The sequence below is a fragment of the Streptomyces sp. NPDC048560 genome (genome assembly GCF_040650955.1).
In the GTDB taxonomy this organism is placed as follows: domain Bacteria; phylum Actinomycetota; class Actinomycetes; order Streptomycetales; family Streptomycetaceae; genus Streptomyces.
Genome location: NZ_JBEZIJ010000002.1, coordinates 539,180 through 563,740 on the forward strand (window position 1 = coordinate 539,180; position 24,561 = coordinate 563,740).

The window sequence follows — 24,561 nt, forward strand, 5'->3', positions numbered from 1 at the left end:
GTCCCGCGCTTTCGCGTGTGGGGAGGGCCAGGTGCGCCGCCGGTGCGGCGGCGCACCTCATCGCCCGGCTGCCGGACCGCGTACGGGTGTCACTGGACGACGTTGCCGATCTTCGGCGCGGGCTCGTTCTGGTAGTTCGCGGGGCCGAAGTTCTTCTCGACGGCCTCGTCCCAGGTGCCGTCGGCGACCATCTTCTCCAGGGCCGTGTTGATCTTCGCCTTCAGCTCACTGCCCTCCTGGACACCGATGCCGTAGTTCTCGTTGCTCAGCTTGAAGCCGCCCAGCTTGAACTTGCCCTTGAACTCGTCCTGCGCGGCGTATCCGGCGAGGATCGAGTCATCGGTGGTCAGCGCGTCGATGGTCTCGTTCTCCAGGCCGGTCAGGCACTCCGAGTAGCCGCCGTACTCCTGGAGTTGCGCCTGGGGCGCGATCTCGTCCTTGACGTTCTGCGCGGAGGTCGAGCCGGTGACCGAGCAGAGCTTCTTGTTGTTCAGGTCCTCGGGCTTCTTGATGGAGTCGTCGTCGGCCCGGATCAGGACGTCCTGGTGCGCGAGCAGATACGGACCCGCGAAGTCGACCTTCTCCTCGCGCTCGTCGTTGATCGAGTACGAAGCCGCGATGAAGTCGACGTCGCCGCGTTCGAGCAGCGTCTCGCGGTCGGCGCTCTTGGCCTCCTTCCACTGGATGTCACCGGGCTCGAAGCCGAGTTCCTTGGCGACGTAGGTCGCCACGTCGACATCGAAGCCCGTGTACGTGCCGTCCGGTGTCTTCAGCCCGATGCCGGGCTGGTCGTACTTGATGCCGATGGTGATCGTTTCGGCGCCGCTCCCGGAGGCACTGCCCGCGCCGACCGCCTGGGCCCCTCCGGAGCCGACGGTCACGGTCGTCAGGGTGAGCGCGAGCGCGGCGGCCGCCGCCGCGGGTGTCCTGCGAACGTTCATGGTGATCATCCCTGGGGGTCTCGGTGGGGAATCTCGGTGAAGTCTCGGTCGAGGCCTCGACGAGCGGCCGGTTCCCGGGCCCGCTCAGTGCTTGAGGATCTTCGACAGGAAGTCTTTGGCCCGGTCGCTGCGCGGGTCGCCGAAGAACTGCGCGGGCGTCGCCTCCTCCACGATCCGCCCGTCGGCCATGAAGACCACACGGTTTGCGGCCGAGCGGGCGAAGCCCATCTCATGGGTGACGACGGCCATGGTCATACCGTCGCGGGCGAGCTGCTGCATGACCTCCAGCACCTCGTTGATCATCTCCGGGTCGAGCGCCGAGGTGGGCTCGTCGAAGAGCATGACCTTCGGGTCCATCGCCAGGGCTCTGGCGATCGCCACGCGCTGCTGCTGACCTCCGGATAGCTGCGCGGGGTACTTGTCGGCCTGCGAGGCGACGCCGACCCGGTCCAGGAGTGAGCGCGCCCGCTCCTCGGCCGCCTTCTTGCCCTTCTTGCGGACCTTGAGCTGCCCGAGCGTGACGTTCTGCAGGACGGTCTTGTGGGCGAAAAGGTTGAACGACTGAAAGACCATGCCCACATCGGCCCGCAGCGCGGCCAGCTCGCGGCCCTCGGCGGGCAGCGCCTTGCCGTCGATGAAGATCTTGCCGGAGTCGATGGTCTCCAGACGGTTGATGGCCCGGCAGAGCGTGGACTTGCCGCCTCCCGAGGGACCGATGACGACGACCACTTCGCCCCGGCCGATGGTGAGGTCGATGTCCTGGAGCACGTGCAGCGCGCCGAAGTGCTTGTTGACGTTGCTCAGTACGACCAGGGCATCGCTCGCGCCCGGCCCTTCGCGTCTCGTATCCGCTGAACGGCTCATCTGCTTCATCGTCCGCCGCCCGCGGCCACGCCGCACGCCGGGAGGAAGGCGCGCTCCGGGAGGACAGCCGGCGTGGGGCGTGTTATCGGACCAGGGCCCGGTGTGCGACGGGCAACGTCCGACGGTGGGCCGAGGGCGTCCTCAGCGGCGTGGAGCGACCGGCGCGCGGCGGACGCTGGTCAGTGGTCGTCCCAGTGCCCCTCGTGCACGGCGTGCCGGTGCCCGTCGTGCACGTAGTCGGTGTGGCCGTCGTGCGGCACGGCCACATGGCCGCAGCCCTCGCCGTGCTGATGCGCGTGGTCCTCGTGGGCCGCGTGCGCACCGGTCCGGCATTCGTCCGCGTGACCTTCGTGGACGCGGTGCACGTGACCGTCGTGGGCGTAGTCCACATGGTCGCCGTGCGGGAAGGCGACGTGGCCACAGCCCTCACCGTGCTCGTGTGTGTGGTCGGTATGGGGCGCGTGCGCCGTCGTGGTCATGATTTTCTCCTCTTTCCAGGCGGTTTGTCCCGATTCATTTTCCCCCCGGATCCGCCGGACGCCACAACAAGGCCACGGCGACAGCCGAGGCCTTGCACGCGTGTGCCGCAACCGAGGGCTGCGACATGCCCCGCGGGCTGCTCACGCGGTGGCCCGCTCCGGCACCACGGCGTCCACGAACGCGCCTCCCTGGGCGGCGAGCTCCTCCCATGTGCCCTCCTGGGCGATGCGTCCCGCGTCGAGCACCGCGATCCGGTCGGCCCGGCGGATCGTCGCCGGGCGGTGGGCGATCCAGATCGTCGTACGGGTGGAGGACGCCGCCGCGAGCGCGGCGGCGAGCTCGGCGTCCGAGGCCGTGTCGAGGTGGGCGGTGGTCTCGTCGAGGACCAGGACACGGGGGTTCGCGAGCAGGGCGCGGGCCAGGGAGATGCGGGCGCGCTGGCCGCCGGAGAGTGTCGTGCCGCGTTCCGCGACACGCAGGTCATCCACGCTCGCCGCGAAGCGGTCGATGCCGCAGCGGCGGACCACGTCGGCCACCTCACTGTCGCTCGCGCCGGGCGCGCCGAGCCTGAGGTTCTCCGCGAGGGTGCCGTGGAAGAGCGGAGTCTCCTGGCCGACCACGGCGACCGCTGCGCGCAGTTCGGCCTCCGCCAGGTCGCGCAGGTCCACGGGTTCAGAACCGTCGGCGGGCAGCAGTTCGACCGCGCCGGCGGACGGGTCCCAGAAGCGGGCGAGCAGATGGGCGCAGGTGGACTTGCCGGCCCCTGAGACGCCCACGAGGGCCACGGTCTCCCCGGCCCGTACGGTCAGCTCGACGCCGTCGAGGACGCTCCGCCCGCCGTAGTCGAAGCGGACGCCACGCAGCCGCACACCCAGCGGGCCTGCGGGAACGGGCCGCGGGGCGAGGGGTTCCGCCGCGCCCGCCGGGGCCGCGACGGCCGCCCCGACCCGGGCTGCGGCCGGCCGCAGCCCGCCCGCCTTGCCCAGCGCTGCCGCCACCTCGGCGGCGGGCGCGAGTGTGCCGAGTGCCAGCGCCATGGCGGCCGGGGCCCAGGGCCCGTCGAGCCGTCCGGCGGCGACGGCCTGCGCCGCGAGTGCCACGACCCCTGTCACCGCGACCACCACGAACGCGTCGCGGACGGCGGCAGCCGCCGCCTCCCAGGACTGCTCGGCCCGCTGCGCGTCGGCCAGCCCCCGGCCCGCCTCCGCCAGTCGCGTACGCCTGGCGGACAGGGCGCCGAAGCCGAGCAGCTCACGCAGCCCGTCGACGGTCTGTACGGCCTCCGCCGACAGTTCGGCCGCCGCCGTACGGGTCCTGGCCCCCCGGCGCGTCCGCCCGCGCCCTTCCAGCAGTGGCGCGAGGACGAGCAGGACCGCGACGGGGACGACCGCGATCAGCATCCGTGGCTCGATGACGGCAAGGGTGGCGGAGCCCGCACCGAAAACCGTGACGGAGGCGCAGAGTTGGGCGATCGCATGGGCGTAGAAGAACTCCAGGGCCTCGACGTCCCCCATCGCGGTCGCCGCCAGGTCGCCGCTGCGGCGGCCACCGATGCGGGCCGGTGCGCTGCGCGCGAGCCCGTCGAAGATCCGTACGCGCAGCACCGCGAGCACCCGGTAGGCCAGGTCATGGCTCAGGTCCATCTCCCGCCAGGTCGCGAGCGCCTTGATGAGGACGAGCGCGATGAGCGCCGCCACGGTGGCGCCGGACGGCGCGTGCCCCTCGATGACGGCGGCGCCGACCGTGTGGGCGGCCAGCGTGACCAGCGCGACGAGTGCCGCCTGATCGGTGAGCGCGGCGGCGCAGGTGCGCGCCACCATGAGACGGTGTGCGCCGAGTGCGGGCAGCAGACCCCGCAGGGCGCCGCGCCCGCCCCGTTCCTCCGGGTGGATGCTGTGGAGGGTCGTCATGCCGCTCGTCCCGCTTCCTTCGTCCGGCCGGCCTCGACCAGCGCCGCGTAGAGACCGTTCTCGGCCATGAGGGTGGTGTGGTCCCCGATGGACCGCACCCGTCCGCCGTCGAGGACGACGATGCGGTCCGCGTCGCGCACGGCGTCCAGACGGTGGGCGATGACGAGGCAGGTGCGCCCCCGGGCGGCCTCGGCCAGGGCCTTGCCTATGCGGGCCTCACCGCGTTCGTCCACCGCGCTGGTCGCCTCGTCGAGGACGAGGACGCGCGCGTCGGCGAGCAGGGCGCGGGCGAGCGCCAGTCGTTGACGCTGGCCTCCGGACAGGGTGGCGCCGCGTTCGCCCAGCACGGTGAGGTAGCCGTCCGGCATGGCGGCGATCTCGTCGTGGAGGCCCGCAGCGCGTGTCGCGCCACGCAGTTCGTCCTCGGTGGCGCCCGGACGGGCCAGGCGGAGGTTGTCCGCGACGGTGGCGTGGAAGAAGTACGTCTCCTGCGAGACGACGGCGATGCCCCGGCGCAGGGAGTCCAGCGCGTAGCGCGCCGCGGGGACACCGTCGAGGCGCACCTGGCCGTGTACGGGGTCGTGGTGGCGGGTCAGCAGGGACAGGAGCGTCGACTTGCCGGCCCCGGAGGGACCGACCACCGCGGTCGTCCGTCCTGCCGCCGCCGTGAACGTCACACCGTCCAGTGCGGGTCGCGCAGCCCCCGTGTATCGGAAGGTCACGCCCTCGAACGCGATCTCCGGTCCGGTGGTCCAGTCCGCCGGGTGGCGGCCATCGTCCGGTACCCCGCCCCCGGCGGTGCGCAGGGCGGCGATGCCGTCGGCGGCGGAGACCCCGAGGTATCCGGCGTGCCACTCCCGGGAGAGGTCGCGCACGGGACGGAAGCACTCCGAGGCCAGCATCAGCAGCAGATAGGTGCCGGTAGCCGTCGTGTTCCCGGAAGCGGCGGAGGCGCAGGCCACCAGTGCGGCCGCCACCGTCCCGCCCTGGATCGCCAGGTCGGTGAGACCGGTGTCGACGAGGGAGACCCGCAGCTTGGCGACGGTGGCCCGGTGCAGGGCGTCCGAGCGGTTCTCCAGGCGCGCCCTGGTCCGTCCGACCGCTCCGGCCGCACGCAGGGCGGACATGCCCTGGAGGGCTTCGAGGTAGTCGGCGGCGAGGGTCTCGTAGGACTCCCAGTGCTCGCGCCCCCGGCGCTCCAGCAGCCGGTCCCACCAGCGGGGGGCGAGCAGCGCCAGAAGCAGGGCGGGCACGAGGGCCAGAAGTGCGTACGGGGCGAGGGCCGCGACGGCGATCAGCAGCAGCGGCGGAACGGCGCAGGTGACGAGGAGCTGGGGAAGGTAGCGGGAGACGTACGCGTCCACTCCTTCGACGCCGTCGACGAGTGTGGCGCGTACGGCTCCGGCGCGGGCGTCCTGGACGTGGGAGGGGCCGAGCCGGCCGAGGTGTTCCAGCAGTGCGTCGCGCAGCCCGACGCGTACGCGGGATCCGGCGCGCACGGCGGTACGGCGTTGCCACCAGCTCAGGCCCGCGCGGGCGACGACGGCCACGAGCACCCCGCCCAGCAGCGCGGCGAGTCGGCGGGTGTCGTCACGGGCGACGGCGGACAGCGCGACGGCGAGAAGCACCGCCTGAGCCAGGTGGGTCAGGGCCACCGCACCGAGCAGGGCGGTGGCACCGAGCAGCGGGCCGCGCGCCGTGCGGGCGGCGCGTGTCAGCTCCGGGTGAAGCATCACGGCTGATCCCCTCTTCCCAGGGCGAGTCCGTGGACGATCCAGTCACGTCCGGGTGGGCCGGCGAGCGCCGCGCCGAGGTCGGCCCGCTGCCAGGAACCGACCGGGCGTGAGGGCAGACGCAGCTGCGAGGCGGCCAGTTGGGCGAGGCCGACGGCGTATCCGGCGGCCAGGTGGTCGCGGCGGACCTGCCGCGCGTCCGCGTCCTCCGGGCACCCGTATGCGAGCAGCACGGCTCCCGCCTCCGCGATCCAGCCCTGTCCGGCGGCCCAGGCGGCGAGCGTCGGACGGGCCTCGCCCGATGCCAGGGGCTGGAGCGCCGGACGGTGCGGCCGGTTGCCCGCGGGTGCGAGCCGCAGCAGGCCGGGGTGCTCACCGCCGACGGCGGCACACCAGCGCAGCCGTGTGGGCAGCGCCCCGGCCGCGCGGGCGAGGACGTGGGCGAGGTCCTCGGGGGCCGGAACACCTCTCAGCGGCGGTGGGGCGCTGCGCCGGGACATCAGGGTGTGGTCGGCCGTGCGTGCCGTCGGCGTCGCCCACTCCCCCGTTCCGGCGGCAGATGCGACGGCGTCCAGGGCCGCCCAGGTCCCCTCCAGTACGGGGGACGCCTCCCCGGCTCCGGACTCCGGCTGCGGGGCCGCGCCGGGCGGGCATGTCGCCCAGCGGGCGAGGGCTGCTCCGGGGTCTCGCGTCCAAGGGCCTGCCGCGACCGCCGCGAGGGGGTGTCGCGGTGTGGTCCCGGGCCAGGTCCGCCGCCACAGGGCGGGTTCGGGAAGGCCCGCCGCCGCCGACAGGAGCAGGCCGTCCGTGTCCAGGCTCAGCCTCGCCGCGCCCGCCGACGCCAGGGCGGCGACGGCGTGACCGGCGTCCAGGAGCAGCAGCGGCAGGGCGCGGTGCCCGTAGTGCGAGACCGTGCGGCGGGCGTCCACCGTGAGGACGACGAGGGTGCCGTCCGGCGGGTCGGACGGGGCGTCTCCCCGCCGGTGCACCCGGTGGCGTACCGCGTCGTAGGCGTAACGCCCGGGAGGCAGCTCGCCGTCGGCGCCCACCAGGAGATGGGCGGACACGGGGTTCAGTCCGCCCGCCGAGGGGGCGGGCCCCAGCCGCCCGTCGCCCGGCTCCGACGGGGTGACGGCGAGTGAGTGTCGCAGGAGGTGGTCGAGGGCGGGTGCGGCAGCCGGGGTGAGCGGCGTCGCCCGGCCCGTCCAGCGGGGGAAGGGCCCGGCAGGAGTGTCCGGGCCGGGCGGTGCGCCCGACCGGGCGCGCGCGAGAGCTTCGCGAACCGGGTCGTCGGTGGTGGTGGGTGCGGGCACGTCGTTTCCCCTACATGTGTGGCGGCGGGACGAGGGTGAAGTCCTGGGGTCCGGACGGTTCTGCCGAACGCCAGCCCCTGGACAGGGCCGCTTCGGCGAAGCGGGGACTTCCGAAGTACGCGAAGGCGGCCGGGGCGTTGGGGACGAGACCGGAGACGAGGACGCGCGCCACCCTGAGCGGTGTCGCCCTGACGTCCTCGGTGGTCAGGTCGAAGGTGATCACCCGGTGGCCGCCCGCCGCGAGCCGGGCGTCGAGGGCGGCGCGGCTGCCCGGCGCGACGTCCGCGATGTCCACGACTCCGTGGGCCGGTTCGGTGAACCGGGAAGCGAGCGGGGTGACCCGCTCGTCGAGCCACACCTGCACGTGTGCGCCGAGGTCGCGCACGGCGGCGAAGTCGGTCCCGCAGTCGTCGAGGTAGCGCCGGTCGGCGCGGTGTTCCAGATAGAGGCCCGGGGCGAACATGCCGGCGTCGACCGCCTTGAAGACCCAGCCGTCGCGCTCGACCGCCCCCTGGGTGAACACCCAGGTGTGCACGGCTTCGAGCACCGCCTTACGGGCCGCCTCGGCCGGGTCGTAGCGGCAGGCGAAGCCCGCCGCGAAGAGGCCACGGCGCGTGTCGTGGACGAGGGCTGCCATGCAGGGGGCGAACTCCGACGGCATCTCCACGATCCACACGTCGAGGCCGCAGCCGTCCAGGTCGGCCCTCAGCCCCGGAACACTGCCCGGGTCGATACCCCGGGCCGGACCGTCGAGGTGCCACCAGAGCTCCAGGGCGTCGCGCTCGACGGTCTCCAGCAGCCCGCGCTCGACGGCGTCGTCGAAGCCCTGGCCGGTGGCTATGCCCGCGTAGTTGAGGTGGTGTGTGCGGGGCAGCGAACGCAGCTCGCCCTGGCGCCAGTTGAGGTGGGTCAGGGACACCGGGGCCCAGCACTCCCCCGGGCCTTCGTCGCCCACGGCCCACAGGGCGGGCGTGTCCGGGAGGAACGGCCGGTAGGGGAAGTCCGGGCGCCCGTACTGCCAGGGCGCGTACCGGGGCAGGTCGTCGGGACCGTACAGCCGCTTCCCCTCGTCGAGGAGCTCCCGGGCCGTGGCGCGCCGTGGCGCCCCGAAGTGCCCGGGCGGGGGCAGCCGGTTGCCGCAGTAGCGTTCGACGGCTTCGGCGATGGCCGCGATCCGGGCTCCCCCGGGATCGCCGAAGGTCGTCCCGAGCGAGACCCGGTCGGCGGGCCAGGCCCCGAACCTCCGGGCGTCCGCGACCTCGGCGGTCATGGCGAGGTAGCGGGGCGGCGCCCCCGCGGGGTGCTCGACGGGCTCCACCGCGCGGATCAGTCCGCAGACGGGGTCCACGAGATCGTCGGGGGACATTGGGGTGGCCGGAACGCCGGTTCTGGTCAACGGCAGATCTCCTGGGCGGGATTGACACGCCCGGCGCGGTGCCGGGCGGCGACGACGGGCAGGGAGAGGGCACTGTCCGCAAGCCGCAGGGACCGGCGTGAGGAGTACAGCCGGGTCGCGGTGACCGGGTCCTCCCCGGTGTGCGGATTGCGGGCGTGCGCGGGGAAGTGGTGCCCGCCGACTTCGACGCGCAGGCGGGTGCCTGCGGGCAGGCGCCGGGACAGGTGGCCGAGCGGGACCGAGAAGCGCGCGGGCTCGTGCGCGGGGTCGGCGCGCCGCACGACACCGGTCGCCGGGTGGTCGGCGACGCCCCGGGGGTCGAGGGCGACGAGGCGGACGACCCAGTCGGCGGTGGGTGTGTCGGCGACCGCGGCCAGCCGGGCCTCTGCGCCACCCAGGAGGTCCAGCGGCCCCGGGAGCGGTGGAGTGACCAGGAGGCAGCGGCCGGGAGGGCCGGCAGCCGGTACGTCCAAGTGGTCGGAACGCATGGGCTGTTCGGGGTCGGCCACGAACGCCGGTCCGCCGAGGGAGCGCAGGGCGGTGGCGAAGGGGTACGCGGTGGGTGCCGGGCCGTCCGTCATGGAGGCCCACCGGCCGCTGCCGCCCAGCGCGGAGACACCCCGCCGGCCCGGGGCGAGTCCGCCCCCGAGGGCCGCCTCGGCCCAACGGACGTACAGGCGACCGAGGTTCAGACGGTGCTGCGGCCGGGCCTCGGGGCCGGGGGATGCGGTCAGCGTGTGGCCCCAGGGGCCCATGAGCAGCCGGGAGGGGCCGCCCCAGTTCCGCCACAGCTCGACCGTGTCGTCGCGGAAGGGGTCACGCGAGCCGCCGACGGCGAGCAGCGGCATCCCGGCGGCCGCCGCGCGGGCGAGCGGTCCGCCCTCGCGTTCCGCCGCCCACAGGCGCGACCAGGAGGGCAGGGCCCGTCCCAGCCTCGACGGGAACCCGGCCACGGGGAGGTGTCCGAGCAGGCGCGGGTCCCGGGCGAGGGCCTCCTCCAGCGCGGCGTCGTCGGACGTGCGGCGGTCACCGTGCGCGGCCCACCAGCCGGCGCGGGCCAACAGCCTTTCGGGGCCGCCCGGTTCGCGCGCGGTCTCCGCCATCCCGAGCGCGGGTACGGCCGCCACCACGGCGTCCGGGCGCCCGTCCGGCTCAGTTCCGAGCGCGGTCGCCAGCGCGCAGTGCGCGGCGTACGAGCTGCCGTGGGCCACCACCAGCCCGTTGCTCCAGGGCTGCTCCCGCAACCGCCGTACGGTCGCGGCGCCGTCGGCCTCCTCGCCCCCGTACGGGTGCCAGCGCCCCTCGGACGCGTACCGCCCCCGCACGTCCTGGGCCAGCGCGGCGAAACCCGCGGACGCCCAGGCCCGCAGCTCGGGCCGGTGGCGGCGGCGGTCGTACGGGGTCCGGATCAGGACCGCCGGGAACGGCCCGTCGCCTGCGGGCAGGCAGAGGTCGGCGGTGAGCCGTACGCCGTCGGCGGTGTCGACCAGGAACGTGGTGCCCGCGTCCGGTGCCGTCATCGGGGAGCGACCCGCCCGGGCATCGGGGCCACGGCGGGCACGGGCAGTACGGGGTGCTCGGCGACCTTCAGGTCGCGCAGGTCCACGCGCCGCAGACGGCGGCGCGGGGGCAGGCCGCCCTCGGTGCGGCGCCCCGCGGCCCAGGCGAGGAGGTCGGCGGTGAGCAGTTCCACGATCAGGGCCGTCCCCGCTTCCGCTCCCCGCCCGCGGACCTCGGACGTCCGGTGGCCTGCCCAGTACGCGGCGAGTTCGCGGTGCGCCGGGGAGGCGGCGAGCCGTCGCAGGCGTACGTCGGCGGCGGTGACGTCACCGGCTTCGGCGGCCAGGGGTTCGATCCAGGCCTGGAAGCCCTCGCGATGGCAGCGCAGCCAGCCGATCCCCTGTGCGGGGAGCCGGTCGGCCGCGTCCCACAGGCCTTCGGGGACGGGTGAGTCCAGGCACCACACGACGACGGCCGGCTTGCCGTCGGTGAGCACGCCGCCGTGTTCGGCCAGCGCGGCGATCTCCTCGCGGCCGGGGCGCCTCACGTCCGCGCCCTCCTCGGCGGCACGGCGCGCAAGGTCGTCGGTCATGGGCTTGTCGCCCAGGACGTAGACGGCCCGGCCGGTCAGCGGCAGTGCGGCGCACTCCCCCGGGACCCCTTCGGAGCCCGCGTATCCGGCGGCCTCGAACGCCGCGACGAGCTTCTCCAGCTCCGGACTTCCCGCCCTGCCGCCTTCGAACCTCGCCACCAGTTCCCGCGCCGCCACCTGCCCGGTGTCGACGCGCAGGAACTCCCCGTCCTGCGTGCGCACCGCGAGGCCCTGTCCGGGCACGGTGACGAGCTCGACGCCTGGTGCGAGTCTGCGGACGGTCACGAGGGCTCCTAGGTGGGGGAAGGGTCGCGAAGACGAAGCGGGCCCGCCCAACGACTGGGCGGGCCCGCTCACTTGGTTCTACTTGTCGTCGTCGCCTGCGAACTCGGCGTCGTCGAAGGGGTTCTCGACGAGGGCGTTGGAGTGGGTCGCCGACAGGTGGGCCAGCTGACCCTGCTCGGCGATCGGGCTGAACACCTTGTTCTGCTCCATGAGAAGTCTCCATTCGCTTGTGGGACCGCGGCAGCCGGTCGGTGCCGCACCACAGACACTAATGAACACGATTATCATTCCGCAATAGCTCCTCAGGGGGCAGAGGGTGATCTGGGTAACACACCGGCCACCCACCGACCGGATCCACGCCCACCCGCCCCGCGACGCCCAGCACTTCGGCGAGCAGACCGGGCGTGACGACGCGTCCGGGCGGGCCGTCGGCGGCCACCCGTCCGCCCCTCAGAGCGACGACGCGGTCCGCGAAGCGCGCCGCGTGGCCCAGGTCGTGCAGCACCATCACCACGGTCAGGGAGCGCTCCTCGCGCAGCCTCACCACCGTCTGCAGCACCTCCAGCTGGTGGCGCAGATCGAGGTACGTGGTGGGCTCGTCCAGGAGCAGTACGTTCGTGTCCTGCGCGAGGGACATGGCGAGCCGGACCCGCTGGCGTTCGCCTCCCGAGAGGGAATCGACCACTCTGTCCGACCAGTCGGTCACGCCGACGTCGGCCAGCGCCCGCGCACAGACCTCGTCGTCACCCTCCCGGAGCATCCCGAGGGGGCCCCGGGCCGCGTACCGCCCCTGCTTCACCAATTGGCGCACCGTCATGCCCGGCACGGCCGGTGAGGACTGGTGGAGCAGCGCCACCCGTCGTGCGGTGGCGCGGCGCGAGAGACGTGCCACGTCCTGCCCGGCCAGCAGCACCCGCCCGGCCGAGGGCCTCAGCAGCCCGGCGACGAGCCGGAGCAGAGTGCTCTTCCCGCAGCCGTTGAGGCCCACCAGCGCCACCGACTCGCCGGGTGCGACCCGTAGCCGGATGTCCTCCAGGACCGTACGTCCCGGATAGCCGAAGCTCACTCCGTCCACGGTGATCGCGTCCGTCGCCGGGGCTCCGGCGGCGTCCGCGCCCTCCTGCCGCTCCTCCGCGTCCGGTGTCTGTGGGATGGTCATCCGTCCTCCTGAATGCATCGGTGTGTCACCTGCAGCCGCGCTCACGTCCGTCCCGCCCCGTGGCCCCGCGCCACGACGAGCAGGAGCACGGCCCCCACGCACGTCGTCAACGCCCCAGCGGGCACGGTCATCCGCTCGGCTCCCAGGCCCTCCATCAGCACCCGGGAGAGCAACTGCGCCGCCGCGTCCGCACCGCACACCACGACCGCGCCGATCAGCGCGGCACCCGGCAGCGTGGTCCGCAGATCGGCGCCGAACACGGCCAGCGCCAGGTGCGGCACCAGCAGACCCACGAATCCGAGCGCCCCCACGGCGGAGACCGCACCGGCGGTCAGCGCGACGGCCCCCACGAGTGCCGCACCGCGCGCCGCGCCGACGGCCAGCCCCGCCGCCGTCGCCTGCTCGTCGCCGCACCTCAGCAGCGTCAGCGGCGCCGCGAGGGCGCAGGACGCGATGCCCCACACCAGGGCCCAGGGCCACAGGAGCGTCCAGTGCTCCCAGACCCTGCCCTCGGTGGAACCGATCAGCCACTGCACGACGCTTCCCAGCTCGCCCGGCGCGACCAGCAGCACCACCGAGGTGAGCCCGGCGAGCACGGCGGAGACCAGCACCCCGTACACCGCCGTCTCCTCGGGGTCGCTCCTGCGGCGCCCGGCGAGCAGCCAGAGCAGTCCCGCTCCGGTGAAGCCGCCCAGGCACGCCGCGACGACGACGGCCGTCGGGGAGTCCCAGCCCGCGAGCCCCAGCCCGGTCGCCGTCACGGCTCCGAGCACGGCGCCCGGGGTCACACCGGTGACCTCGGGTCCGGCCAGCGGGTTGCGCAGCGCCGACTGGAGCAGGAGGCCGGCCAGACCCAGGCTCGCCCCGGCGGCGAGGGCGACGAGCGCGCGCGGCACCCGCAGCCGAAGCACGATGTGCCGGGCGGTGGCGTCCCCACGGCCGGTCAGCACGTCCCACGCCTGGCCTGCGGAAGGGCTCCGCCCGGCGAACAGGCAGGCACCGAACGCGAGGGCCACGAGGACCACGAGCAGGCCGAGTCTCGGTCCCGCCCCGATGGTGAACGCCCTGCGCGGGGTTTCGGGCGCCCGCGCCCGTACAGCGGTCGGCACGCTCACCGTTCTCCTCCCACCACGAGTCCGTGACTCCCGTCGTGAACCCTGGACGCCTTGTCCGGTGGCTGCTTCCGCCGGATACGCATCAGTGCCACGCCGGCCGGGACCCCGAGCAGCGCGGTCCAGGCGCCGACCGGTGTCTCGACGGGCGCCAGTGCGAGCCGGGCCGGCTGGTCCGCGCAGAGCACGACCAGCGCGCCGCAGACGGCCGACCACGGGAGCAGGCTCAGCGCGTCGGCGCCGGGCCTGATCCTTCGGGCCAGTTGCGGGGCGAGGAAACCGACCCAGGCGACCGGACCGCAGACCGCCACGACCGGCGCGATCAGCACGATCGCGAGGGCCAGGGCGCCGAAGCGGGCCCACCGGACGCGTACCCCGAGAGCGCGGGCGTCGTCGTCGCCGAGGCGCAGCACGCCGAGGACCGGAGCACACAGCACCAGTGCGGGCACCGCGACGAGCAGCCAGGGGCCGAGGCCCACCACGTCGTCCCAGGTGCGGGCGGACAGGCTGCCCAGCAGATAGCGGTAGATCAGCTGGAGGTCCAGCTGGTCGGCCAGCACCATCAGCACCAGCAGCCCTGCCTGCAGCGCCGCCGACACGGCCGCTCCGGTCAGGAGCACGGCGGAGGGACTGCGCCCGAACCCCGCCGCCACGAGCGTGAGGACGCCGCCGAACACCGCGCCGCCGAGCGCGAGCAGGGGCTGCACGGCGGCGGGGACCGAGAGGGCCAGCACCAGCGGCGCGGCGACGCCGAGGGCGGCGCCGGAGGAGACGCCGATCAACTCCGGCACCGCGAGGGGGTTACGCAGCGCCTGCTGGAGGACCAGGCCTGCGGCGCCGAGACAGGCTCCGGCGGCGAGGGCGAGGACCATCCGGGGAAGCCGGAGTTCGGTGAGGACGACTGCCTCCAGACCGTCACCGGTCAAGGCGGCGGGCAGCCGGTGCGGCGCCACGTGGGGCGTGCCCACGCACAGCGCGACACCGGCGGCGGCCACCAGGAGGGCGAGGGCGCCGACCAGTTGACGTATCACCGCAGGGCGGCCGTCGCCTCGTCGAGGACGAGACCGAGGGAACGGGTGCCCCGCCCCTTGGCCCAGACCTCGGAGTTCACCTCGACGACCTTGTCGTTCCTGACGGCCGGGATGCGGGACCACAGCGGGTTGCCGGCAAGCTTCTCGGAGAGCTTCCCGTCCGAGGCACCGAAGGACAGCGTCTCGACGAAGAGCACGTCGACATCGCGGGCGAGGATCTCCTCCAGGCTGTAGCCGCCCTCCACACCCCGGCCCTTCCAGGGGTACGAGGAGATCTTCGGGAAGAGCCCGGCGGCGACGTCGTTCTTCGGCGTCGCGACACCGAAGTTCTCGTCGCTGCCGAAGATGATCAGGGCGGTCCTGTCGCTCCTGTCCTTCTCCGCGGCGGCGAGTTTCGTGCGCAGCCGCTTCTCGGCCGCCTCCGCCTGGACCGTACGCCCGGTCAGCGCGGCCAGGTTCCGCAGATAGCCGACGCTGTCCTCCCAGGTGGAGGGCTGGACCGGCCAGAACGTGGTCGCACCCTTCAGTGCGGGGGCGAGCTTGCCGTGCGTGTCCTCCAGGCCGATCACCAGATCCGGCTCGTGCGAAAGGACCGCCTCGGCCTCGGGGCTGAGGAAGCCGCCCGGGATCACCGGGATCCGGCCCGCCCGCTCCGGCCCGAGGAACGCCGGGTGGGCGAGCAGCGCGGAGTTGGTGGCCGTCGGGGTCATGCCGAGTTCGGCGAGCATGTCGTCGCACAGGGCGACGAGGCACACGACCCGCTTCGGTGGCCGTTCGGCGGTGATGGTGACGCCCTGGGCGTCGGTGATCGTGTCCGACGCCTCGACGGGCCGGACGTCGACGGATGTTCTCGGCCCTGCGTCGTCGGCGCCGGCCTTGCCCGGCGCGGGCTCCTCGGTGGCGCCGCAGCCCACCAGGAACGACCCCATCACGATGGCCGCCGCCCATCGGCGGATTCCTCTCACTGCGCGCGACATGACGTGCCCTCTGTTCCTGTTGACGGCCCGGGACCACGGATCGGTGTCGGGGCGCCGTCCCGGACCGGCCTCTCCCCACCGTGATTTAGACATGATAATCATTATCAAACAACCCCTGACCGCCGCCACAGCCCCGGAGACCGCCCCATGCCCCTCGGACCGCGCCTGATCGTCGGCGACCAAGTAGCCGGACAGATAAGCGTCGTCGACCTGCGCGACGGCCGTACGACAGCACGGCTCGACGGGCGTCATCCCGCCGAGCACGCGGGCTTCCTCGCCCTTCCGCACCAACGCACCGCCTGCGTCGACGACCGGGCGGGCGAGCTGTTGATCCTCGATCCGTACGGCCCGGAGTCGGGACGCCCGCTCATCGAGCGCCGGATTCCGGTCGCGGTGCCCGCCGAACATCTGGCCGCCGAACCCACCGGCCGCCTGATCGCCGTCACCACCGGGCTCGGGCGCAATTCGGCCGCCTGGTCCGACCAGTTGACGGCCGTCGACCTGGCGGACGAGAGAGGCCCGGGCGCGGTACGGGTACGCACCCGCGCCGGCGAGCCGGGTGTCACGGTCGTCGGCCCGCCCGAGGACCCCCTGGTCGTACTGCGCCACCGGGAGCCCGGCGAACTGACGGCCTACCGCCACTCCGCCCTCATGGCGTCCGCCCCCTCGTGCCCGCCCGCCGAACCCGCGTCGGCCCTCCCCCTCGCCGACGACGACGGGCACGGCGACGCCTACGATCCGCTGACGGGCTGGGTGTTCGCCGCCGCCGGCTCGGGGGTCCACCGGGCCTGCGCGGACGGCGACGCGCTCCTGCCCGGCACGACACTCCCGTGGGCGGCAGCCGGACGGGACGGGGGCCGCGGCTACTACCTGCGCCTCGATGCCGCGCACCGGATGCTCTGGTCCTGCGTACGCGGCGGCCCAAAGGCCCCCGAGAGCTGGCCGGACTGGAGCAACGACGCCTGGTGGTACCACCTGGACACGGGCGAGGCAGGCCGCCTGCCCCTCGGGCCCGGCCTGGTCTTCCGGCTGGCGGTGGCGGCCGGCCACGTCGCCTTCAGCCGCGTACACCCGGAGGGCGACGAACTCGTGCTCGTCTCCACCGGGAACGGCACACCGGCCGTGACCGCGCGGCTCCCTCTCGCGCCCATGGCGGGCGCGCCACGCCGGGGCGGCACCCCGTGGGACGGCGTCCAGCGCCGGACCGTCGCCGCCTCGCCCGGCGGATCCCTCGTCGCCGTCTCGCGCGGGGGGCATGGGGAGGTACAGGTCTTCGACGCCGCGACGGCGCGGCAGACGGCGCTCGTCACCGTTGCGACCCTCCTCGACGAGGGCGGGCTGCTGGCCCTCACGGAGCCGGGCGACGGGGCCCATCGCGATCCGGTCGGCCGCTGAGACAAGGGCCCGCGCCCCTCGGTGGGGAGCGCGGGCCCTTCGCCCGGCACGGCCTTCGGGGCCGCTACCAGGACGACTTGGTGACTCCGGGCAGGAATCCGGCGTGCGCCTGCTCGCGCATCCGCACCCGGGACAGCCCGAACTTCCGCAGGTGCCCCCGGGGCCTGCCGTCCACACCGTCCCGGTTGCGGATCCTGGTGGCGCTCGCGTCGCGGGGCTGCGCGCGCAACTCCGCCACAGCGGCTGCCCGTTCCGCTTCGGTGGAGGCCGGGCGCCGGACGATCCCCTTCAGCTCGGCCCGCCGGGCCGCGTACCGCGCGACGACGGCCTTGCGCCTCTCGTTCCGCGCGATCTTGCTCTTCTTGGCCATCAGGGCTTCACCCCCCGTGCGCGGATACGGGCCACCGCGGCCTCGATGCCGATGATGTCGATCGCCTTGACGGCCCTGGCACTGAGGGTCAGGCGCACATAACGGCCCTCGCTCGGGAGCCAGTAGCGCTTGCGCTGGATGTTCGGGTCGAAGCGGCGCGAGGTGCGCCGATGGGAGTGGGACACGCTGTTGCCGAAACCGGGCTCGGCGCCGGTCAGCTGGCAGTGGGCGGACATGGGGGTTACCTGCTCTCTGCGGACGAAGGCTTAACGATAATGGAAACCATTGCCAAATAGTATCCGGGACCTCGCCCCGCGGCCCACCTCTCACCTCACCGCACGTCAACAGCCGCCCCGCGACGCTCGACAGGGGTCCGCGATCCCGCCACCGGAGCCCGGGGCGAGCACGCGTGACGGACCGAAATTGTTTCGATTGTGACGCGCCATTGTTTCGGTGGCGCACATCGCCCAGGATCTCTCTGGCAGCCACCTTTCCGTGCGACAGACGGGCAGGGCAGGCTCGTCGGCCCCTGAAAGCTTTCGCGGACTTCCCGGGAACATGCCGGACGCGGAGGGGAGCGCACGCCGCTCCGGGGGCGGACAGGCCTGCCCCGGCCCGTATCCACTCCCAGGAGATCCCATGCCCAGACGCACCCTCCACGCCCTCACAGCGGCGACCACCGCCGTGCTCGTGCTGGGCTCCGTCGCCCAGACGGCGTCCGCCCACCCCGGCAAGCACGACCGGACGCTGCGCACACTCGCCGATCGCGCGGATCTCCGCATCGGCACGGCGGTCGACACCGCGGCGCTCTCCGAGGACGCCCCCTACCGGGCCCTGACGGCACGCGAGTTCGACTCGGTGACCGCGGAGAACGTCATGAAGTGGGAAGTGGTGGAGCCCACCCGCGGCACCTACGACTGGTCGCAGGCAGACCGGCTGATGGCCTTCGCCAAGAAGCACAAGCAGGAGGTGCGCGGCCACACCCTGCTCTGGCACAGCCAGTTGCCGGCCTGGCTCACCTCGGGGGTCGCCGACGGCTCGATCGGCCCGGACGAGCTGCGCGGGATCCTGCGTGCCCACATCACGGCCGAGGTCACGCACTTCAAGGGCCGGATCTACCAGTGGGACGTCGTCAACGAGATCTTCGACGAGGACGGCACGTACCGGGATTCGCTCTGGCTGCGGGAGCTGGGGCCGTCCTACGTCGCCGACGCGTTCCGCTGGGCGCACGCCGCCGACCCCGAGGCCACCCTCTTCCTCAACGACTACAACGTCGAGGGGATCAACGCCAAGTCGACCGCGTACTACGACCTGGCCAGGGAACTGCTCGCCGAAGGCGTCCCGGTCCAGGGGCTCGGCATCCAGGGCCACCTGGACATCCAGTACGGCTTCCCCGGGGACGTACGGGCCAACCTGGAGCGCTTCGCCGCACTGGGCCTGGAGACCGCGTTCACCGAGGTCGACATCCGCATGACGCTGCCGGCGGACGCCACGAAACTGGCCCGGCAGGCCGACGACTACCGCAGGCTCCTCGCCGCCTGCCTCGCGGTCCGCTCGTGCACCTCGTTCACCGTATGGGGCTTCACCGACAAGTACTCCTGGGTGCCCGGCGTCTTCGACGGACAGGGCGCCGCCAACATCCTGGACGCGGACTTCGCCGCGAAGCCCGCGTACACCGCACTGGCCGCCGAGCTGCGGACAGCCGCGCGCACCAGGCGGTAGCCCCCTCCCCCCCCCCAGCCACCCACCCGCACGGTCCGTACACAGAAGGAAGAGGTTGTCATGATCAGCACAAATGCAAGCTCCGGGGAAGGCCGCGGCCCTCTGCGTGCTTACGCGCGCAGGGCCCTGGCTCTCTCCGTCACGGGGCTGCTCACCGCCACCGGTGTCGTCGCCCTGTCCGGCACCGCCCACGCGGCGAGCACCCTCGGGGAGTCGGCGACCGCCAAGGGCCGCTACTTCGGTACCGCGGTCGCCGCGAACCACCTGGGCGAGGCGCCCTACGCCGCCGCGCTGAACACCGAGTTCAACTCGGTGACCCCGGAGAACGAGATGAAGTGGGACGCGCTGGAGGCGTCCCGGGGATCGTTCACCTACGGGGCGGCCGACCAGATCGTCAGCCACGCCCAGGCCCGCGGCATGAAGGTGCGGGGACACACCCTGGTCTGGCACTCCCAACTGCCCAGCTGGGTGGGGTCGCTGGGCGCGAGTGACCTCCGCACGGCGATGAACAACCACATCACCCAGGTCATGCGGCACTACCAGGGCAAGATCCACTCGTGGGACGTCGTCAATGAGGCGTTCCAGGACGGCGGCAGCGGCGCGCGCCGCAGCTCACCCTTCCAGGACAAGCTCGGCAACGGCTTCATAGAGGAGGCGTTCCGCACCGCGCGGGCCACCGATCCGGCCGCGAAGCTCTGTTACAACGACTACAACACCGACGGGGTGAACGCGAAGTCCAACGCCGTGTACGCCATGGTGAAGGACTTCAAGCAGCGCGGTGTACCCATCGACTGCGTGGGCTTCCAGAGCCACTTCAACAGCCAGTCCCCCGTCCCCGCCGACTTCCAGCAGAATCTGCAGCGCTTCGCCGACCTCGGCGTCGACGTGCAGATCACGGAGCTGGACATCGAGGGATCAGGGTCCTCGCAGGCCACCAGTTACGCCAACGTGGTCAAAGCGTGCCTCGCGGTGACGCGCTGCACGGGCATCACCGTCTGGGGCATCACCGACAAGTACTCCTGGCGCGCGAGCGGGACGCCGCTGCTCTTCGACGGCAACTACAACAAGAAGCCTGCCTACGACTCCGTGCTGTCCACCCTGGGCGGAACGAGCGGCGGCGGTGACGGTGGAGGCGGCACGCGCACCTGCACAGTCTCGTACGCGAAGCAGGAGACATGGGGTGACCGCTACAACGGCAAGGTGACCGTGACCGCGGGGAGTTCGGCGATCAGCGGCTGGAACGTCCGCGTGACCATCGCCTCCGCGCAGCAGATCTCGGCCACCTGGAACGGCACGCCCAGCTGGGACAGCACCGGGAAGGTGATGACCATGTCCCCGAGCGGCAACGGCAGCCTCGCGGCCGGCGGGACGACGAGCTTCGGCTTCACCGTCATGACGAACGGCAACACGGCACCGCCCGCCGTCAGCGCCTGCACCGCTTCCTGACCGGAGCGTCGGCAGAGTGACGAAAGGGCCTTCGCGGGTGGTTGTCCCACCCGCGAAGGCCCCTTCCGGTCCGTGTGCGCCGACTACGGCGCGTCCGGGAGGATCTCCGTCGAGACATCCATGTGCAGCCGGCGGGTGTGGTCGACCGTGCGTACCGGGCCGCTCAGCGTGACCCGTGCGGTGAGGCGCGCGTCGGTGCTCGACGCGCTCAGCAGCAGTTCCAGATCGCCGGGCTCGACGATCCGGTGGCCGTCACGGCCCGTGAAGGACGCGAGGTCCGCGGGAACCGTCGCCCGCACCCTCGCCGCCCGTCCGGGACCGAGGTCCAGGCGTACGTAACCGATGAGGCGCCGCACCGGCTGGACGACGGAGGCGACCGGGTCGCTCAGATACACCTGGACCACCTCGGTCCCCTCCCGCGCACCGGTGTTGCGGACGGTGCAGGAGAGCGTGAACTCCCCTTCCGTGGAGGCGTGCCCCTGCTCCACGGCAAGGTCGCTCCACTCGAAGGTGGTGTACGTCAGACCGTGGCCGAACCCGAACGCCGGGGTCGGGTCGACGCTGGACACGTCGCTGGAGTGACCGAGCCGCGCCGCCAGGTAGGTGGAGGGCTGGGAGCCCGGGTGGCGCGGCACACTGACGGGCAGCCGGCCCGACGGAGCGGTGCGGCCGCTGAGCACCGAGGCGATGGCCGTCGTTCCCTCCTCACCCGGGAAGAACGACTGCACCACCGCCGCGGCCTCCTCCACCGCGCGCCCGAGCGCGTAGGGCCGTCCGGCGAGCAGGGTGACGACGACGGGGGTGCCGGCGTCGAGGAGGGCGTCGAGCAACTGCTGCTGCACACCGGGCAGCGCCAGGTTCTCCGCGTCGCAGCCCTCACCGCTCGTGCCGCGCCCGAAGAGCCCGGCCCGGTCGCCGAGTGCGACGATCACGAGGTCGGCGCCCCGGGCGAGTTCGACGGCCTCGGCGAAGCCGTCGGTGGCCGGGCCGTCGACGTCCGCACCGTGACCGGTGACGATCTCGCTGTGCGGGAACTCCGCCGCCAACGCCTCGCGAAGGGTGGGCAGTTCGATGCCGAGCGGGGTCTCGGGGTGCTGGCCGCCGACGTGGACCGGGAAGGCGTAGCAGCCGAGGACGGCCGTGGGGGTGTCGGCGTTGGGCCCGATCAGGGCGATACGGGCCGGGGCGCCGGCGGCCGGGTCCGCCGTGAGGGGCAGGGTGCCGTCGTTGCTCAGGAGTACGACGGCCTGTTCGGCGACGCGGCGGGCGAGCGCGCGGTTCTCGTCACTGTCGAGCCGGACGGTCCCGCGCAGCGCCCCCGAGCCCTCGGCCACGGGACTCTCCACGCCCGCATCGGCGCCGGAGAGCGCCGGCGGCACCGGGCTCCAGTCCGCGTCCAGCAGCCCCAGCTGGGCCTTCTGGACGAGCACTCGGCGTACCGCCCGGTCCACCAGGGCCTCGGGTACGAGACCCTCCGCGATCGCGTCGGCCAGCGGGCTGCCGAACGCCTTGACGGTGGGCAGTTCCACGTCCACGCCGGCGGCGAGCGCGGCGCCGGCCGCTTCGCCGAAGGTCCCCGCCACACCGTGCAGCGTCTTGAGGAACGCGATGCCGAAGTAGTCCGCGACGACGGTCCCCTCGAAGCCCCAGGTGTCACGGAGCAGGCCGGTCAGCAGCGGCCCGTCGGCCGCAGAGGGGATCCCGTCGGTGTCGGTGTAGGCGTGCATGACGGACCGTACGCCGCTCTCGCGTACGGCCATCTCGAACGGCGTGAGGATGATGTCGGCCCGCTCCCGCGCGCCCATGCCGACCGGGGCGAGGTTGCGGCCCGCCTTCGAGGCGGAGTACCCCGCGAAGTGCTTGAGCGTGGCGACGACACCGGCCGACTCCAGCCCCTGCACATAGGCGGTGGCGACCGTTCCCACGAGATAGGGGTCCTCGCCGATCGTCTCCTCGACGCGGCCCCAGCGTGCGTCGCGCACGACGTCGAGCACCGGGGCGAGGCCCTGGTGCACGCCGACGGAGCGCATGTCACGGCCGATGGCGGCAGCCATCTCCCGGACCAGCGCGGGATGGAAGGTTGCGCCCCAGGACAGCGGCACCGGGTAGGCGGTGGCGCCCCAGGTGGCGAAGCCCGCAAGGCATTCCTCATGGGCGAGAGCCGGGATGCCGAATCGATTCGCCCCGGCGATCCGCTGCTGGGTGCGCGACAGTGAGAGCGCGCCCACGGCCGGGTCGACAGGAGCCGTACCGAACGGGCGGGTCAGCTGGCCGAGGCCGTGCGGCAGGAGGTCGTCGAGGGTGACGGCCTCCTCCATGTCGTGCTGGTACGGGGCGACTTCGGCGCCCTCGTCGGACGCGCCCACCCAGACGCCGAAGAGCTGGGAGATCTTCTCCTGGAGGGTCATCGCGGCGATCAGGGCGTCGGCCCTGGCCCCGGGGGCGAGCGTGGGATCGCGCCACGGCGCGGTGCTGTGATCCGTGGCGCCGGATGCCGGCGCCCGGGAGTAGGTGGCCTCGGCGGGTGTCTGCACGCCGGCGTTGTCGATGTTGGCGGTCACTTTCCTCCGACCCCCATCAGCCCCTGGACCAGGGCACGACGGGCGAACAGGTAGACGATCAGGATGGGGAGCATGGACAGGACGACTGCCGCGAGCAGGCCGGGGGTGTCGACTCCGTGTTCCGTCTGGAAGTCGTAGAGCCCCATGGTGATCACCTTGGTCTCGGCGGACTGCGTCAGGACGAGGGGGAAGAGGAAGCCGTTCCACGCCTGGAGCGCGGAGAAGACGATGATCGTCGAGACTCCGCTCTTGGACAGCGGCAGGACCAGCTGGAAGAAGACCCGCCGGGACGAGGCACCGTCCATGGTCATCGCCTCGTACAGATCGGGGGTGATGTCACGCATCACTCCCGTGAGGATCAGGGCGCACACCGGCATCGCGAAGGCCGCGGTCGGCAGGATGACGCCGATGAGGTTGTCGTAGAGACCGGCCTCGCTGATGACGAAGAACATCGGGACGATGACCGCCTGCGAGGGGATCGCCAGGCCGAGGAGGAACAGCCGGAACACCGTGGTGGTGGCCCTGCCGCGGCTCCTGACGATGGTGTACGCGAGCGGCGGCACCAGCAGCACGACGATGCCCACCACGCACACGGTGACGATGACCGTGTTGAGGAAGTACTGCGCGAAGCCGCTGTTGAGGTCGTTCACGTAGTTGTCGAGCGTGAAGTGCTCGGGAAAGGCCAGCGGGCCGTTGGCCGCGTAGTCGGGGCGCGACTGGAACGTGGCGACGAGCATCACGTACAGCGGCAGCCCGACCACGAGGAGCCAGACCAGCGAGCCGAAACCGGCGAAGTAGTTGGGACGGCTCTTCCTCACAGTCCCTCCATGGTGCTGCGCATCTTGTCGTAGCCCGAGAGCCGCACCACGATCAGCGAGATGAGCGTGGATACGAGGACCAGGAGGAGGGCGATGGCGGACGCCGCTCCGTAGTCGAAGCTCTTGAACGCCTTCTGGTACATGTAGTAGGCGCTGATGGTGGTGTCGCTGCCCGGTCCGCCCTGGGTCAGGATGAGCACGGTGTCGAACGTCGTGAGTCCGCCGACCACCATGAGGATCATCGAGGTGATGATCGAGTTGCGCAGCTGCGGCAGCGTGATGTGGAAGAACTGCCGCACCGTGCCCGCGCCGTCGATCTGCGCCGCCTGGTAGAGGACCGGCGGCACCGCGCGCGCCGCGCCCTGGTAGATGAGCGTGTGCAGCGGGGTGAACTGCCACGTGCTGACGAAGACGAGCACACCGATCGCACTGGACTGCATCCCGAACAGGTTGCCGTCGCCGAACAGCCATTTCGCCTGTGCGGGCACACCGAAGTTGGGGTCGAGGACGGCGCGCCACAGCACGGACACGGCCGCGATGGACAGCAGCATCGGGACGAAGTAGATGGCGGACAGGACGGCCCGGTTGCGCTGGTGCCCTGCCGCCCAGACCCCGAGCAGGATGCTCAGCGGGGTCTGGACGACGACCCCGAGCAGGGTGAGCAGGACGCTCAGCCACAGGCTCTTGATCATGACGGGGTCGTCGAGGAGCTTCTTCCAGTTGTCGAGCCCGGCGAATTCCGGGGCGCTCAGACCGTCCCAGCTGGCGAAGGAGAGTACGGCGACCATGATGAGCGGGACGATGGCGAAGAGGCCGAAGAAGACAGCGGCGGGGGCCGCCCAGAGGAATCCCGGGCGGCCCTCTCCGATGCCGGACGAGCCGGCCCTCTTGACCTTCCCGCTGTCCGCGGAGGTTGCGGCAGTTGGGGTCATGTCACGTGTTCCGAGTCCGGATTT

General features: G+C 72.7%; 22 protein-coding genes. 3 read left to right on the forward strand and 19 right to left on the reverse strand.

Going from position 1 to position 24,561, the window contains the following annotated elements; all coding sequences use genetic code 11:
• Positions 1–89: 89 nt before the first annotated feature.
• The 14 genes from AB0C82_RS09180 to AB0C82_RS09245 form a co-directional block, all read right to left on the reverse strand.
• Positions 90–941, reverse strand: coding sequence for a glutamate ABC transporter substrate-binding protein (locus tag AB0C82_RS09180; RefSeq protein WP_362837964.1), 852 nt, complete (start codon positions 939–941; stop codon positions 90–92).
• Between the two features lie 84 nt (positions 942–1,025).
• Positions 1,026–1,805 carry an amino acid ABC transporter ATP-binding protein gene (locus tag AB0C82_RS09185; RefSeq protein WP_362837967.1) on the reverse strand — a complete coding sequence of 260 codons (780 nt, stop codon included), beginning with the start codon at positions 1,803–1,805 and terminating at the stop codon, positions 1,026–1,028.
• Positions 1,806–1,984: 179 nt separating this feature from the next.
• Entirely contained in the window at positions 1,985–2,284 is a 300-nt protein-coding gene (locus tag AB0C82_RS09190; RefSeq protein WP_362837969.1) for a hypothetical protein, read from the reverse strand.
• A gap of 141 nt (positions 2,285–2,425) precedes the next feature.
• On the reverse strand, positions 2,426–4,195 hold the full coding sequence (locus tag AB0C82_RS09195) for an ABC transporter ATP-binding protein (protein WP_362837972.1): 1,770 nt from the start codon (positions 4,193–4,195) through the stop codon (positions 2,426–2,428).
• Complete coding sequence (locus tag AB0C82_RS09200) at positions 4,192–5,931, reverse strand: ABC transporter ATP-binding protein (protein WP_362837975.1); 1,740 nt, start codon at positions 5,929–5,931, stop codon at positions 4,192–4,194. The genes AB0C82_RS09195 and AB0C82_RS09200 overlap by 4 nt, the downstream gene beginning before the upstream one ends.
• Positions 5,928–7,241, reverse strand: coding sequence for a nitroreductase (locus AB0C82_RS09205; protein WP_362837977.1), 1,314 nt, complete (start codon positions 7,239–7,241; stop codon positions 5,928–5,930). The genes AB0C82_RS09200 and AB0C82_RS09205 overlap by 4 nt, the downstream gene beginning before the upstream one ends.
• Positions 7,242–7,251: 10 nt before the next feature.
• Positions 7,252–8,607 carry a YcaO-like family protein gene (locus AB0C82_RS09210; protein WP_362838408.1) on the reverse strand — a complete coding sequence of 452 codons (1,356 nt, stop codon included), beginning with the start codon at positions 8,605–8,607 and terminating at the stop codon, positions 7,252–7,254.
• Between the two features lie 26 nt (positions 8,608–8,633).
• Complete coding sequence (locus AB0C82_RS09215; RefSeq protein WP_362837979.1) at positions 8,634–10,157, reverse strand: CocE/NonD family hydrolase; 1,524 nt, start codon at positions 10,155–10,157, stop codon at positions 8,634–8,636.
• Entirely contained in the window at positions 10,154–11,014 is an 861-nt protein-coding gene (locus AB0C82_RS09220) for a hypothetical protein (protein ID WP_362837981.1), read from the reverse strand. The genes AB0C82_RS09215 and AB0C82_RS09220 overlap by 4 nt, the downstream gene beginning before the upstream one ends.
• Before the next feature lie 78 nt (positions 11,015–11,092).
• The gene (gene amiA / locus AB0C82_RS09225; protein WP_362837983.1) at positions 11,093–11,224 is read right to left on the reverse strand and encodes a streptamidine family RiPP; all 132 of its coding nucleotides are present in this window, start codon (positions 11,222–11,224) and stop codon (positions 11,093–11,095) included.
• 58 nt (positions 11,225–11,282) lie between these two features.
• On the reverse strand, positions 11,283–12,173 hold the full coding sequence (locus AB0C82_RS09230; protein WP_362837985.1) for an ABC transporter ATP-binding protein: 891 nt from the start codon (positions 12,171–12,173) through the stop codon (positions 11,283–11,285).
• Between the two features lie 41 nt (positions 12,174–12,214).
• Complete coding sequence (locus tag AB0C82_RS09235) at positions 12,215–13,228, reverse strand: iron ABC transporter permease (RefSeq protein ID WP_362838410.1); 1,014 nt, start codon at positions 13,226–13,228, stop codon at positions 12,215–12,217.
• 56 nt (positions 13,229–13,284) lie between these two features.
• On the reverse strand, positions 13,285–14,313 hold the full coding sequence (locus AB0C82_RS09240; RefSeq protein ID WP_362838413.1) for an iron ABC transporter permease: 1,029 nt from the start codon (positions 14,311–14,313) through the stop codon (positions 13,285–13,287).
• Entirely contained in the window at positions 14,313–15,293 is a 981-nt protein-coding gene (locus AB0C82_RS09245) for an ABC transporter substrate-binding protein (protein WP_362837988.1), read from the reverse strand. Before AB0C82_RS09245 ends, AB0C82_RS09240 begins: the two co-directional genes overlap by 1 nt.
• Positions 15,294–15,440: 147 nt before the next feature.
• On the opposite strand from AB0C82_RS09245, the gene AB0C82_RS09250 reads away from it, so the two are divergent.
• Complete coding sequence (locus tag AB0C82_RS09250) at positions 15,441–16,688, forward strand: hypothetical protein (protein WP_362837991.1); 1,248 nt, start codon at positions 15,441–15,443, stop codon at positions 16,686–16,688.
• 64 nt (positions 16,689–16,752) lie between these two features.
• On the opposite strand, the gene rpsN is transcribed toward AB0C82_RS09250, so the two are convergent.
• Both rpsN and rpmB read right to left on the reverse strand, forming a co-directional pair.
• On the reverse strand, positions 16,753–17,058 hold the full coding sequence (gene rpsN, locus AB0C82_RS09255) for a 30S ribosomal protein S14 (RefSeq protein WP_362837994.1): 306 nt from the start codon (positions 17,056–17,058) through the stop codon (positions 16,753–16,755).
• Positions 17,058–17,294 carry a 50S ribosomal protein L28 gene (rpmB, locus tag AB0C82_RS09260; protein WP_362837996.1) on the reverse strand — a complete coding sequence of 79 codons (237 nt, stop codon included), beginning with the start codon at positions 17,292–17,294 and terminating at the stop codon, positions 17,058–17,060. Before rpmB ends, rpsN begins: the two co-directional genes overlap by 1 nt.
• A 403-nt stretch (positions 17,295–17,697) precedes the next feature.
• Here rpmB and AB0C82_RS09265 point away from each other — a divergent pair, with 403 nt between their 5' ends.
• Both AB0C82_RS09265 and AB0C82_RS09270 read left to right on the forward strand, forming a co-directional pair.
• Positions 17,698–18,780: an endo-1,4-beta-xylanase gene (locus tag AB0C82_RS09265; protein WP_362837999.1), complete on the forward strand. Its 1,083-nt coding sequence runs from the start codon at positions 17,698–17,700 to the stop codon at positions 18,778–18,780.
• A gap of 60 nt (positions 18,781–18,840) precedes the next feature.
• A complete protein-coding gene (locus tag AB0C82_RS09270; RefSeq protein WP_362838002.1) occupies positions 18,841–20,226 on the forward strand; it encodes an endo-1,4-beta-xylanase in 1,386 nt (461 codons plus the stop codon).
• 83 nt (positions 20,227–20,309) lie between these two features.
• Here the strand turns inward: AB0C82_RS09270 and AB0C82_RS09275 are convergent, their stop codons facing one another.
• From AB0C82_RS09275 to AB0C82_RS09285, 3 genes are read right to left on the reverse strand one after another with little or no spacing between them, the layout of a single operon-like run.
• Positions 20,310–22,787, reverse strand: a complete 2,478-nt coding sequence (locus tag AB0C82_RS09275; RefSeq protein WP_362838004.1) for a glycoside hydrolase family 3 N-terminal domain-containing protein — start codon at positions 22,785–22,787, stop codon at positions 20,310–20,312.
• Positions 22,784–23,605 carry a carbohydrate ABC transporter permease gene (locus AB0C82_RS09280; protein ID WP_362838006.1) on the reverse strand — a complete coding sequence of 274 codons (822 nt, stop codon included), beginning with the start codon at positions 23,603–23,605 and terminating at the stop codon, positions 22,784–22,786. Before AB0C82_RS09280 ends, AB0C82_RS09275 begins: the two co-directional genes overlap by 4 nt.
• Positions 23,602–24,537 carry a sugar ABC transporter permease gene (locus tag AB0C82_RS09285; protein ID WP_362838009.1) on the reverse strand — a complete coding sequence of 312 codons (936 nt, stop codon included), beginning with the start codon at positions 24,535–24,537 and terminating at the stop codon, positions 23,602–23,604. The genes AB0C82_RS09280 and AB0C82_RS09285 overlap by 4 nt, the downstream gene beginning before the upstream one ends.
• Between the last annotated feature and the right edge of the window lie 24 nt (positions 24,538–24,561).

Bases quoted from the DNA above. Each gene is read 5' to 3' on its own strand.
- AB0C82_RS09180 (WP_362837964.1), bottom strand. From the start codon at position 941: ATGAACGTTCGCAGGACACCCGCGGCGGCGGCCGCCGCGCTCGCGCTC.
- AB0C82_RS09185 (WP_362837967.1), bottom strand. From the start codon at position 1,805: ATGAGCCGTTCAGCGGATACGAGACGCGAAGGGCCGGGCGCGAGCGAT.
- AB0C82_RS09190 (WP_362837969.1), bottom strand. From the start codon at position 2,284: ATGACCACGACGGCGCACGCGCCCCATACCGACCACACACACGAGCAC.
- AB0C82_RS09195 (WP_362837972.1), bottom strand. From the start codon at position 4,195: ATGACGACCCTCCACAGCATCCACCCGGAGGAACGGGGCGGGCGCGGC.
- AB0C82_RS09210 (WP_362838408.1), bottom strand. From the start codon at position 8,607: ATGTCCCCCGACGATCTCGTGGACCCCGTCTGCGGACTGATCCGCGCG.
- AB0C82_RS09215 (WP_362837979.1), bottom strand. From the start codon at position 10,157: ATGACGGCACCGGACGCGGGCACCACGTTCCTGGTCGACACCGCCGAC.
- amiA (WP_362837983.1), bottom strand. From the start codon at position 11,224: ATGGAGCAGAACAAGGTGTTCAGCCCGATCGCCGAGCAGGGTCAGCTG.
- AB0C82_RS09230 (WP_362837985.1), bottom strand. From the start codon at position 12,173: ATGACCATCCCACAGACACCGGACGCGGAGGAGCGGCAGGAGGGCGCG.
- AB0C82_RS09245 (WP_362837988.1), bottom strand. From the start codon at position 15,293: ATGTCGCGCGCAGTGAGAGGAATCCGCCGATGGGCGGCGGCCATCGTG.
- AB0C82_RS09250 (WP_362837991.1), top strand. From the start codon at position 15,441: ATGCCCCTCGGACCGCGCCTGATCGTCGGCGACCAAGTAGCCGGACAG.
- rpsN (WP_362837994.1), bottom strand. From the start codon at position 17,058: ATGGCCAAGAAGAGCAAGATCGCGCGGAACGAGAGGCGCAAGGCCGTC.
- rpmB (WP_362837996.1), bottom strand. From the start codon at position 17,294: ATGTCCGCCCACTGCCAGCTGACCGGCGCCGAGCCCGGTTTCGGCAAC.
- AB0C82_RS09265 (WP_362837999.1), top strand. From the start codon at position 17,698: ATGCCCAGACGCACCCTCCACGCCCTCACAGCGGCGACCACCGCCGTG.
- AB0C82_RS09270 (WP_362838002.1), top strand. From the start codon at position 18,841: ATGATCAGCACAAATGCAAGCTCCGGGGAAGGCCGCGGCCCTCTGCGT.
- AB0C82_RS09285 (WP_362838009.1), bottom strand. From the start codon at position 24,537: ATGACCCCAACTGCCGCAACCTCCGCGGACAGCGGGAAGGTCAAGAGG.